The organism is Ochrobactrum teleogrylli (assembly GCF_006376685.1).
Taxonomy (GTDB): domain Bacteria; phylum Pseudomonadota; class Alphaproteobacteria; order Rhizobiales; family Rhizobiaceae; genus Brucella; species Brucella teleogrylli.
Genome location: NZ_VEWL01000021.1, coordinates 19,603 through 31,788, shown reverse-complemented (window position 1 = coordinate 31,788; position 12,186 = coordinate 19,603). Strand labels below are relative to the sequence as shown.

The following is a 12,186-nucleotide window of genomic DNA, read 5'->3' as shown; positions in this document are numbered from 1 at the left end:
ACCACCAAATCATGCAAATCATGCACTTCAATTCAGCGCGCAGAATAAGCAGCTTTCCCTTCATGTAAAGGTATAAGTTCAACTGTTTATTGCTTCGGCTCCTCCCCCTTTTGGTGTCATCCACCTCACTGCAAGCCGAGGTGCTGAATTTCCTCCACAGATTGAAAGGAAGTCATCCGAATACCCTTTAAAAGAAACAGGCTGAAACGCGTTTCGATCTGATCTCCGGATCGAAACGCGTCCTATGTTCTGAAAGCACCGTTTGGCGAAACCTTCGCCGCAAGCCGCCTATAATGCGTTGGCGAGAGCTTGGAATGCGTGCATGGACTCGTTCTCTAACTCTTGCCCGTCAATATTATAATTATAGTAAGCCGAAGTCTTTGCGATCACGACTTTCTTGGCCGGGTTCACGTAAATGAACTGACCATATATCCCGATCGCAGCGTAATCGCCCTGATAATCGACCGGCAACCACCACTGATAGCCATAGCCAAACGGGACATCGCGTAACGCTCCGGGACGCCCGGGCAAAAGGTAAGGTGCATCCGGAGTTACCGAATCATGCACCCATTGCGCAGGGACCAGCTCTTCACTGCGAAAGTTCTTCCCTTCATTCAGATAGAGGAGACCAAAACGGGCATAATCACGCAATACCCCATTGAACCCGCCTGCGGCCGCGACTTCGCCGGTTAGGTCCGTCAGCCAATACGCATCAGCCTCTGCGCCAAGCCTAGTCCAGAGCTTGTCAGCAAAGTATTTTTGAAAAGGTACGCCGGTTGCGCCTTCCAGCACCATCGCCAACACCTGCGTATCGGAAGATATATAGTGGTTGACCGTTCCCTGCGGACGCTCACTCACCAGTCCGGCTGTAAACCGGTTAATCGATCCGCGTTTCAGTTCCGTAATGTAACGGACAATATCGGATTTCAGATCGCCATAGTCTTCGCTGAACTTGATGCCCGAAGCCATCTGCAACACATTCTTGACCGTGACCCCCTTATAACCGCCGCTTGCGAGAATTGGTGCGTAGTAATCAACTGATTGATTCAAACTGATCTGGCCATCGCGCACCGCATTTCCAACAAGGAATGAAACAAACGACTTGGACACCGAGAACGCTATGGCCTGCGTCTTTTCCGAATTGCCGCGCCTGTATTCCTCATGAACGATGACACCGTCTTTCAAAACGATGAAACCCGTAGTTTTACTTCGTTCCAGCCATTCAGATAGCTCGCGCATCGCGCCTTTATAAAAGAAACGGTTCGGCAATGGACGCTCCGCCTTCAACAGCGGACTGATTTCGCCTTCACGTGCAACGCGAACCGACGGATACTGCATGTAAAGACTACGGAAATTCGCGTCTATATTCTCGGGCTTGAAGGTCTGGACGTATTGATGAACAATCCAAGCCGTTTGAATTCGTCCCCAGAAAACAGCAACAATGGCACAAATAAATAATAATAAAGCAATAGAAATAAATAGCTTATTGCGAGACGAAATCCTCATCAAAGCCCCCAATAATACAATAATATTATTATAATTAAAATATAATGGAAATAATTATCAGTATAGCAGGCGACGCTGCTTCAGGCAACCGTACGGCCGCCCTCGCGCCATGTGACGGATTTCGTCGTCATCGAGCCGATCGTGTCGGCTGGCAGCGGCATGCCGAGAAGATAACCCTGCACCAGATCTGCACCGGCGGCAACGCGGATCAGCGCCAGCTGTTCTTCGGTCTCCACGCCTTCGACGGTCACGCCGAGACCAAGCTCGTGCGAAAGCTGCGTCACACCGCGCAACAGCATCAGCGACCGGCGGTCGGTGGTGATGTCGCGCACAAAGGAACGGTCCACCTTCACCTTAGTCAGCGGCAGCGTGTTGAGATAGCTCAGGCTGGAATAGCCCGTGCCGAAATCGTCGAGCGCAATGTTGATGCCTGCATTCTTCAGCCGCTGCAAAACCATCGACGTCTTGTTGCGGTCCGCAATGATCGCGCTTTCCGTCACCTCGACTTCCAGCCGATGCGCAGGCAACCCGGATTTCTGCAAGGCTGCGGCGATATCACGAGCAATCTCGCTGCTTTTCAAGTCGATGGCCGACAGATTGACGGAAACACCGATGCGGTCCCCCCAGGTCAGGCAATCCATGCAGGCCTGTTCCAGCATGAAGCGGGTGATATCGGTGATAATCCCCATTTCCTCAGCCAGCGGGATGAATTCCGCAGGCGGCACATTGCCCAGCTCCGGATGCTCCCAGCGCGCCAGTGCTTCACAAGCAACAATGCGCAGAGACTGCGCACTGACGATGGGCTGATAGACGACCTTGATTTCATTATTGCCGATGGCTTGCCGGAGATCGGCCTTGAGCTTCTGGCGGCTGCGATATTTGGTATCCATCGCGCCGACGAAAACTGCCCATTGCCGGTCTTCATGACCTTTTGCTTCGTAAAGCGCCAGATCGGCATTGATATGCATATTTCCGACATCGCAGCTTGCGATATTCTCAATCGCGATACCGGCGCTGATCTCGATATGCACATGATCGCCATCAAGATCATAAACGCCGGACACGACCGAGGTGATATGATCCATCACGCCGGTAATTTCGGCTTGCGTCTGAAGATTGAACACAAACACCACGAACTCGTCGCCGCCGAATCGTGACACCACAAAGCGCTGCTGGTCGAGCGAATAAAGCCGCTCCGCAAACAGCCGCAACAACACATCGCCCGTGTGATGGCCAAGCGTATCGTTGACATGCTTGAAGTGGTTGATGTCGATGACGACCAGAGCGGCAAAACTGTCCGACGGCTGGTGGGCGCGCAGCGTGCGCACCATGGTCTCGAAATAATTACGGTTCGGAAGGCCGGTCAGACCATCGAACCGCGCCATATGCTGAATGCGGGCTTCTGCCTCGACACGCTGCGTCACGTCCTCGAACATGAGAACCGCGCCGTCGCCAACAGTCTGGTTGCCGATACATTCTATATAGCGCTCGCCGGAAAGTTGAAAAATGTCGCGTGTCTTGCGCCCGGCAACGAGATCGGTCATGCGGGCGCGCACATTGGTCATGTCGTTGTGCGGAAACAGCCCTTCCCGCGCGCAATAGCGCAGCAGCACTTCCAGCCTGCGCCCGTGCAGCTTGGTGTGTTCGGCGATCCGCAGCATCGCCTTGGCCTTGTTGTTGATGACCGCAATGCGGCTCTGGCCGTCGAGCATGAGAAGGCCCTGCGGCATATTGTTGAGCGCGGCATCGAACCGACCGGCCACAATCGACAGGCGCCGCTTGCCCATGACGGCAGCGAAGAGAAATTCGCGCAGGCCGTTCGCCATCTCGATATTGGACAGGAAATACGGGATCAGCAGCAGGCCGATAATGATGTGAAAGGGAGTCCCCGCAAGCACGAGCCCGGCCAGAACCGGAATGAGCGTGCAGATCGACATCAGAACGACCGCCTTCGCCGAGGCATAATTGCGCCCGACGATGGAAACGACGGAAGCCAGCAAAATGGTCAGGCTCGCCAGTTCGGCAAAGGGATCGCGCAGCACGAAGATCGAGAAGAAGCACAACATGCCGAGCGTTGCGCAGACCAGCGAAGCGCCTATGAGATAGCGCAATTCCCAGCGGTCGAGATCGGCGGATGTGAGTTGGGTGAGCCTGGCGCGATCGAACTGCCGCATGTCGTAGAGACGACCGAGAGCGACCACAGCAAAAAGCCCGGCAAAGCCGATGAAATGCCAGTCGAGTGTTTTTACATAAATGACGACACAGGCCACCACATGGGCCAGCAAGCCAAACCAGAGCGTAGTGCGATTACCATAAAGTGATCGCATGAAAGAAAGCCGCACGTCTGCAGGTATGTCAGGTTTACGGCTTCGCCACATGTCCTTGCTTGTGTCCCTATCGTGAGGGCGATTATTGCACTAATGACTTAAAAATATCTTTCGCGAAATGAAACCACAAGCTGTTACCACCGCCACCATAAGATGTATCCCAACTATTTTTACGGGAACAACTTATCTGCAAGCTGGAGAACAGCAATACAACCATAAGCTTTTAAAGCGAAGCACCTCAAACAATTTGACCGCGAAAGCAGAGCGCGAAAACGGGCTGTATTTCGCCTTCCCCGGCATCAGCTCTTCACGGGTGATCTACAGCAAAACTAGAGAATATCGCCGGGATTTCACAACCACTGGAGGAAACCCGGATGAAAGCCTGCCAGAGCCGGATAAATCGCTAGCTCGGATGGACACATTCAAAGGCTGTGCCCACCATCCACATTGACGATTGTGCCGGTCATATAGCGGCTGGCATCCGAGGCCAGCATCAGCACCACGCCGTCAAGATCCTGCGGTTCGCCAAGGCGGCGCAGTGGATTACGCCCTTTGAAGTAGCCTGCGGCGGGTCCGCTGAGCTGTTCCTCGTTGATTCGGGTCGGAAACCAGCCCGGAGAGATCGCATTGACGCGGATATCGTGCCCGGCCCATTCAAGCGCGAGCGCGCGCGTCATCTGGGTAATGCAGGCTTTGGACATGGAATAAGCCGCCGCACCCTTCTGCGGCCTGTCGCCCAGAATGCTGGTCGTATTGATAATGCAACCGCCTGCGCCATGAGCGATCATGCGGCGCGCGGCTTCCTGCGCCACGAAGAAAGCGCCAGCCACATTGACCTCGAAAATATGCTCCAGCATATCGCGTGTCGTATCAAGCGCCCGCGCCATATGGGCCACACCGGCATTATTGAACAGGGTCGTAATCGGCCCGAAACGCTGCTCGGCTTCATCGAAGGCGCGTATGATTTCGTCAGGATGGGTTACATCAGCCATGATTTCCAAAACTTCGCCGCCCGACGGACACAGGCTTTCACCGGCATGCGTGCGCGAAATGGAGATCACTTTTGCTCCATGGCCCGCCAGCACATGCACCATGCGCAGGCCCAGACCCGAGGAACCTCCCGTCACGGCAATGACCTTGCCCCGGACGGAAAAAAGCTGATCGTCAGTCATGCATCCCCTCAACTGCCAATCCATTTTCACCCCTATTAGAGCATTTCCAGCAAAAGTGCGTAGCGTCTGCGCGGGGAAATCAATTCGCTGGACTGATTTCTTATCCCGCTTCGATGCGTAGGATAATGCTCAAAAACAAATAGATAGAGCGGTTCCACAAATCGTCTTAACCGGAACCGCTCCAGGACATTCATAACGGCATTTAACCCGTGCATAGAGGCAAAAAACGCTTCAGATCAAGACAATACACAAAAGCCGCGCGAGCGTGATGAAAAGACGACACTTCCTGCCAATTGCAGAAGCCTTCATTCACGCACATCTTATCCGAAAACTGTTTCACAGTTTTGAGGATGTGCTCTATTGCAGAAGGCTGAGAGCCAAATTCATGGATTTGAGTGCTATGTCGAAGTCCCGCCCCCTCATTGCCGTACCGACTGACGTCAAACCTTTCGAGAATTACACCTGGCATGCAGCGCCGGATCAATATCTGGCTGCGGCCATCGATGTCGCGCAAGTGACGCCGCTTCTGGTGCCAAGCTTCGGCGACAAGATGGATCTCGACGCCATTCTCGACGCGGTGGATGGCGTGCTGATCACCGGCTCGAAATCCAACGTCAACCCTGCCCTCTACGGTGTCGAGCCGAGTGCGGCCTTCGAACCCTATGACGATGCGCGTGACGCGACCTCGCTGCCACTGATCCGCGCGGCCATTGAAAAAGGCGTGCCGGTACTGGCGATCTGCCGCGGCATTCAGGAATTGAATGTGGCGCTGGGTGGCACGCTGGCCACCGAAATTCAGGAATTGCAGGGCCGGATGGACCATCGTGCGCCGCAATCCGAAAGTCAGGCCGAGCGTTTCGCGATCCAGCACCCGATCCGGATCAAGCCGGATTCATGCCTTGGCGCAATTTTGAAAGAAGACAGCGTAAAGGTGAACTCAGTGCACCGTCAGGCCATCGACCGGCTTGCGCCGCGCCTTGAAGTGGAAGCCGTGGCCGAAGACGGCACCGTGGAAGCCGTCTCCGTCAAGGACGCCAAGGGTTTTGTCGTCGGCGTCCAATGGCACCCGGAATATTGGGTCCAGTCCGATGCCCCCTCGCGGAAGATATTCGAGGCGTTTGGCGAGGCGGTGCGGGAGCATAGGGGAATAGGGGAATAGGGGAATAGGGGAATAGGGGAATAGGGGAATAGGGGAATAGGGGAATAGGGGAATAGGGTGATTGACGCGGTGGCGTCGATCAAGCTCCTTCTTCACTTACTCCCCTACTACCTTCCCTTGGTCATTTTCTCGTATTGCAATCGATTTTCTTATAGACGTTCGGCGCAACGATAGGGTCTTTTCCTAGCTTTGCAGCCGAATTATTAAACTTCTCAACTTTAAACCCTCCCGCATACCAAGCCTGCTGCATTAAAGGGGATACAACAAGGTATTTAAACTCTTGCCCATCTTCATCAATCGTCTCGTAGGGGACGGTGATTTCGTCTTCTTTGTTACCGACTTCTTCTGCCTTTTTGGGATCGATAGGGAACACCATGTAGCTTGTTGATACACCGTTCGAAAATGTTCGGTCTACCGAAACTCGCCAGGTAATCCCCCCGTCATCCCACCTTTCCAGATAGAGCTTACCTCCCTGATCCTCGTCAGAAGGTTTTCCCCAATCAAGGCCATGCGGTCCATAGATATAATAATCGGTACCTTCATCGTCCGCGGCATGCCATGCCGGTTGTCCAGCGGGACACTGAAAATCAGCATGAGATACTGATACAGACGCGAACAGCGCCAGAGCACTAAAAATAATCGTACGCATAATACACTCCAAATATATAAAATTTACAATTATAATATATTCAATATAGCAGATTTCAGGTAAATTACACCCCATATTTTAGATACATGAGTTCCAAATTGAAAACAATTCTTTTCTTATTTAAATATACATATATTAATTACAGATAACCCATCTAATCCCAAGATATTAATGAAATAAAATTGGAATATATAATTATTATTTGAGCAGAGAATTACCGCAACGTTGCGAGAAATATTCTCGCAACCCGGCAATATTTGGTCGCAAGGCGCGTCGGGAAATCGATCCAGCGCAGAGTACAATCGACACGGAAGTAAAACAGGTTCGAAACACCTATTAAACTGCCATTTCACTTGCTCCCTACCCCCATAACATGCTCCGTCTCCGGCACCGGCGTGATCGCCTTGCCGGTATCGAACCACGCAATGAGATTATCGATCACCAGATCGGCCATGGCCTGACGGGTCTTGTGCGATGCGGATGCGATATGCGGCAGCAAAACCGTGTTGGGCGCATCGAGCAGGCCCTGCGGCACGGATGGTTCGTTGGAGAAAACATCCAGTCCCGCAGCCGCAATCGTGCCGTCATTCAAAGCCTTGGCCAGCGCGTCTTCATCGACCAGCGAGCCGCGACCGACATTGATCAGAACGCCATCGGAACCGAGTGCTTGCAGCACGTCAGCATTGACCGCCTTGGCCGTTTCCGCACCACCCGGCGCAACCAGAATAAGCGTGTCGACCGCCTTGGCCAGCTCAAGCAGGCTTGGATAATAATCGTAAGCGACACCTTCCGCCTTGCGGCGGTTATGGTAGGAAACCGGCAGGCCAAACGCTTCCACACGATGGGCGACCGCCTTGCCGATACGGCCAAGGCCGAAAATGCCGACCTTGCGTCCGCGCAGCGAAAGCTTCGACAGCGGATAGCGGCCTTCCTTTTCCCAGCGGCCCGCACGCAGGAATTCCTGCGACTTCGACAATTCGCGCACCGTATCGATCAAAAGGCCGAGCGCCGTGTCGGCCACTTCGTCGGTCAGTACGTCCGGCGTGTTGGTGACCATCACGTTGCGGGTGGCGGCATGTTTGGCATCGACGGCATCATAACCGACGCCGAAATTGCCGATGATCTTCAGATTGGGCAAAGCGTCGATGAGCGCGGCATCCACGGTGGACATGCTGGCAATGCCCTGCACATCGCCAGCCCAGGCCGCATCAACGAGCGCCGCGTCGCCGCGCGGGATGCGGCGTACCGAAAACTCACCCGACAGGCGTTCGACGGCATAATCGTTGAAGTTACCGAGCACCAGAACGGTTGCGTCGCGCTTGGTCATGACAATATTCCTCTGGGCATTTCGCAGTTCGTGGGAGACCGGTAGCCGGTCAGCTTGAACCGGACCCGGAGCGTGGAAATCAGGGCTGTTTAGGCTTGGACGTCGATTGCCTTATATGCAGTTCCGGCTTGATGAGTTCCTGCGTCGAGGCAACCTCGACACCGTTCAGCTGATCGAGCAAAGCGCGGGCGGCGCGGCGTCCGACCTCGCGCTGGCCGTTCCAGACGGTCGTAAGCGCAGGCGTTGCAATCGCCGCCTCTTCCAGATCGTCATAGCCGGTGACGGATATGTCGTCGCCCGGCACAAGCCCGGCGCGCGCGATGCCATTCATCAGGCCGATTGCGGTCAGGTCGTTCCAGCACACGGCAGCCGTCGGCTTGTCCTTCAAGGCGAGGAACTGCGGCGCGACTTCAAACCCGCCCTGTTTGGTGCGCGGACCCGCGATGCGCCAGTCGTCGCGCACTTCAAGCCCGGCCTTCTCCATCGCCTGAACATAACCGCGATAACGGTCGCGACCGGTCGAGGTCTGGTCAGTGCCGCCGATCATTGCGATGCGCTTGTGACCAAGCGAAATCAGGTGATTGGTGGCAAGGCCGACGCCATAAGCATCGTCGCCCCGAAACACGGGCGCATGCACGCCCTCGACACTGCGCGCGATGAAAACGACCGGCAGGCCGTTATCCTCGGCGATCTGGATATCTTCCGGCGGCGTACCGATGGCGGGCGACATGATCACCCCGTCGGCGCCAAGCTGCAAAAGCGTGTCCATGAAGGTGCGCTGCTTTTCCAGCTGGTCGTAATGGTTGGACAGAATGAAGGTCTGGCGGGACCGGTCGAGTTCCGATTCGATGGATTTCAGAATTTCCGCGAAAAACGGGTTCATGATGTCGTGCACCACGACACCGACAATCCCCGACCGCGACGTGCGCAGGCTCGCTGCCCTGCGGTTGTAGATATAACCGATGGCGCGGGCATGTTCCTTGATCTTCTCACGGGTCTGGTCGGCAACAAGCGGACTGTCGCGCAGCGCAAGCGAAACGGTAGCCGTCGAAACACCCAGCGCATCAGCGATGGTCGAAAGCTTGATTTTCTGGGCCAAGTCGCCTCCCCCAACGGTCCATGCTACGAAAGCCCCGCGTCACATGTCACAAGGGCGTCATCATTAAAACGGTTATGCCATTGCAATTATTGAATTGAAAGTATTTTTGGCATCAAGCTGAAACCGCCGCCGCTTATTCAGCTTCGTCGTCGTCAATGGCATCGGCGGACGGTTCTTCCGCCACACGCGACAGACCGCGCAGCGCCAGATTGCCTTCCATACGACCCAGCATTTTCAGGAACGTCTTGCGCTCTTTCTTGTCGAGGCCCTTCAGCATGTCCTTGTCGGTCTTGCGAATGGATTTCTCGATGGCCTTGATCGTCTCAAGTCCCGCCTGCGTCAGATAAACATGCGACTGGCGCTGGTCGGTATCGGATGCACGCTTGGCGACAAAACCCTGCCCTTGCAGGCGGGCAATCGTCTTGGTGATGGTTGGCGGGCGCACGCCAAGCCGCTGCGCAAGCACGCCGGGTGTGAGACCGTCTTCAGCGGCCAGTTGCAGCATGACCGCATCCTGTCCGGCATAAAGTCCCTGTTCCAGAAGCCGTGTGGCCAGAACTGTTCTTGAAAGACGCGCCACGGATTGCAGCCGATAAAGTACAACCGCTTTATTGTCCTTGTTCATCGCCACCTCACCCTTTGTTGCGACTTCATTCTGTCGCTCGATCGACATTGCCGGAGATGTTTATAGCGTAAAATATTGTCCGACTTATGAAACAACAAGGTTAAAAACATTTCGCTGAAGTGAGGGGCGGTGTTTTTACCGCTTGGGTTGCCCCCCCGGCGAACCGACGTTAGGTTCGACCACCAGAAAAAAACAGTGAGGAAAATATGACGGAACTGCGCGATCAGAACAGCGATATGATTGTCGTCCTGCCCCTTGGCGCACACGAACAGCATGGCCCTCACCTGCCGTTCGAGACGGACACGATCATCGCGGAAGGCATTGCCGCGCGGGTTGGCGAGGCGATACCGGCTGGTCTAAACGTCAATTTCCTGCCGGTGCAGCCAGTCGGCTATTCCATCGAACACATGGATACCGAAGGCACACAGAGCCTTGCCTTTTCGGAAGCGGTCAACCAGTGGATCGGCATCGGCGAAAACCTGCATGCGGGCGGCATCCGCAAGCTGGTCATGCTGAACGCCCATGGCGGCAACTCGCCATTGATGACCATCGTGGCGACCGAATTGCGCGTCCGGCTCGGCATGCTCGCAGTCGCGACGAGCTGGACCCGCTTCGGCCTGCCGGACGGCCTGATCAGGCCGGAAGAAAAGGCGCTCGATATTCATGGCGGCTTTATCGAAACCTCGGTGATGCTGGCGCTGCGGCCCGATCTGGTGGATATGTCGAAAGCACGCAATTTCAGCAACGCCCAGTCACGCTACGCCGAGGAATTCAAGTTCCTGCGCGCCTATGGTCCGCACGCATTTGGCTGGAAGATGCACGATCTCAACCCGGAAGGCGTTGCAGGCAACGCTGCCGCAGCAACGGCGGAAGCAGGCGAAAAGCTGATCGCCAATGCCGTATCCGGCTTTGTCGAACTGCTGCGCGATGTCCATCGCTTCGATCTGGTGCGGTTCAAATCCTAGGGTTCATACCGATGGCGCGAATGTGAAGGGGCATATGTAATAATATAGCATTGCATATGGCATTACTGTCGTCGTTCCCTTATATGAAATGTCCGATCCGAAGTCCCGGCATGCGCCTTTGCGCACCGACCGATCCGGGGCCGCAACGTCTAGAGGCATGATCATGAGCCAGGCTGAAGCCCAAACCACAGCAGAGGCGACCACTGAAGCTGGCCGCATTCCCGTTACCGTTCTGACCGGCTATCTGGGCTCGGGCAAAACCACCCTTCTCAACCGCATTCTGACCGAGAATCACGGCAAGCGTTATGCCGTTATCGTCAATGAATTCGGCGAGATCGGCATCGACAACGACCTGATCGTCGAGTCGGATGAAGAAATCTACGAAATGAACAATGGCTGCATCTGCTGCACCGTGCGCGGCGACCTGATCCGCGTGGTGGAAGGTCTGATGCGCCGTCCGGGCCGTTTCGACGCCATCGTCGTGGAAACCACCGGCCTTGCCGATCCGGTTCCGGTCGCGCAGACCTTCTTCATGGATGACGACGTGCGCGCCAAGACCGGCCTCGACGCCGTTGTCGCCCTCGTGGATGCCAAGCATCTGCCGCTGCGCCTCAAGGACAGCCGCGAAGCCGAAGACCAGATTGCCTTTGCTGATGTCGTGCTGATCAACAAGACCGATCTGGTGACGCCGCAGGAACTGGCCACGATCGAAGCAACGGTCCGCGCCATCAACCCGCATGCCATCATCCATCGCACCGAGCGCGCCTCGATCCCGCTTGAGCGCGTTTTGGACCGTGGCGCCTTCGACCTGAAGCGCGTGCTGGAAAACGATCCGCATTTCCTCGACCATGATCATCCCGATCATGTCTGTGGCCCGGATTGCGACCACGATCACGGGCATGACCACCATCATCATGACCACCACGGGCACCACCACCATGCGCATGATCACGACCATGATCATCATCACCATGACCACGATCATGTCTGCGGCCCGGACTGTGACCACGATCATCACCACCACGATCATGCCTCGCCAATCCACGATGTGACGGTTAAGTCTGTTTCGTTGCGGGCCGGTGATATCGATCCGGCGAAATTCTTCCCGTGGATTCAGAACATCACCCAGACGCAGGGGCCGAACATTCTGCGCCTCAAGGGCATTATCGCTTTCAAGGACGATCCGGACCGCTATGTGGTTCAGGGCGTTCACATGATCATCGAAGGCGATCACCAGCGCGCATGGAAGCCGGAAGAAAAGCGGGAAAGCCGACTTGTCTTCATCGGACGCGAACTCGACCCGGCAGAATTGAAAGCCGGTTTCGAAAACTGCCAAGTCAAATAAGAAATACTGGAC

General features: G+C 55.3%; 10 protein-coding genes. 3 read left to right on the top strand and 7 right to left on the bottom strand.

Features of this window, described 5'->3' with window-relative positions; genetic code table 11:
• Positions 1–288: 288 nt before the first annotated feature.
• The 3 genes from FIC94_RS21235 to FIC94_RS21225 all read right to left on the bottom strand — a co-directional run bounded on the left by FIC94_RS21235 (position 289) and on the right by FIC94_RS21225 (position 5,005).
• Positions 289–1,506 carry a serine hydrolase domain-containing protein gene (locus FIC94_RS21235; protein ID WP_140026331.1) on the bottom strand — a complete coding sequence of 406 codons (1,218 nt, stop codon included), beginning with the start codon at positions 1,504–1,506 and terminating at the stop codon, positions 289–291.
• An 80-nt stretch (positions 1,507–1,586) separates the two neighbouring features.
• On the bottom strand, positions 1,587–3,884 hold the full coding sequence (locus FIC94_RS21230; RefSeq protein WP_109369620.1) for a putative bifunctional diguanylate cyclase/phosphodiesterase: 2,298 nt from the start codon (positions 3,882–3,884) through the stop codon (positions 1,587–1,589).
• 371 nt (positions 3,885–4,255) lie between these two features.
• A complete protein-coding gene (locus tag FIC94_RS21225; protein ID WP_109369621.1) occupies positions 4,256–5,005 on the bottom strand; it encodes an SDR family NAD(P)-dependent oxidoreductase in 750 nt (249 codons plus the stop codon).
• A gap of 400 nt (positions 5,006–5,405) precedes the next feature.
• On the opposite strand from FIC94_RS21225, the gene FIC94_RS21220 reads away from it, so the two are divergent.
• Positions 5,406–6,164 carry a gamma-glutamyl-gamma-aminobutyrate hydrolase family protein gene (locus FIC94_RS21220; RefSeq protein WP_140026330.1) on the top strand — a complete coding sequence of 253 codons (759 nt, stop codon included), beginning with the start codon at positions 5,406–5,408 and terminating at the stop codon, positions 6,162–6,164.
• Positions 6,165–6,285: 121 nt separating this feature from the next.
• Here FIC94_RS21220 and FIC94_RS21215 read toward each other — a convergent pair whose 3' ends face one another.
• The 4 genes from FIC94_RS21215 to FIC94_RS21200 form a co-directional block, all read right to left on the bottom strand.
• Positions 6,286–6,813, bottom strand: coding sequence for a hypothetical protein (locus FIC94_RS21215; RefSeq protein WP_140026329.1), 528 nt, complete (start codon positions 6,811–6,813; stop codon positions 6,286–6,288).
• Positions 6,814–7,162: 349 nt separating this feature from the next.
• Positions 7,163–8,140: a 2-hydroxyacid dehydrogenase gene (locus FIC94_RS21210; protein WP_140026328.1), complete on the bottom strand. Its 978-nt coding sequence runs from the start codon at positions 8,138–8,140 to the stop codon at positions 7,163–7,165.
• Between the two features lie 79 nt (positions 8,141–8,219).
• Complete coding sequence (locus tag FIC94_RS21205; RefSeq protein ID WP_109369625.1) at positions 8,220–9,239, bottom strand: LacI family DNA-binding transcriptional regulator; 1,020 nt, start codon at positions 9,237–9,239, stop codon at positions 8,220–8,222.
• A 133-nt stretch (positions 9,240–9,372) separates the two neighbouring features.
• Positions 9,373–9,864 (bottom strand): MarR family winged helix-turn-helix transcriptional regulator, encoded by a 492-nt coding sequence (locus FIC94_RS21200; protein ID WP_140026327.1) that lies wholly within the window; start codon positions 9,862–9,864, stop codon positions 9,373–9,375.
• A 206-nt stretch (positions 9,865–10,070) separates the two neighbouring features.
• Here FIC94_RS21200 and FIC94_RS21195 point away from each other — a divergent pair, with 206 nt between their 5' ends.
• Both FIC94_RS21195 and FIC94_RS21190 read left to right on the top strand, forming a co-directional pair.
• Positions 10,071–10,829 (top strand): creatininase family protein, encoded by a 759-nt coding sequence (locus tag FIC94_RS21195; protein WP_140026326.1) that lies wholly within the window; start codon positions 10,071–10,073, stop codon positions 10,827–10,829.
• A 163-nt stretch (positions 10,830–10,992) separates the two neighbouring features.
• The gene (locus FIC94_RS21190) at positions 10,993–12,174 is read left to right on the top strand and encodes a CobW family GTP-binding protein (protein ID WP_180918096.1); all 1,182 of its coding nucleotides are present in this window, start codon (positions 10,993–10,995) and stop codon (positions 12,172–12,174) included.
• Positions 12,175–12,186 lie beyond the last annotated feature (12 nt).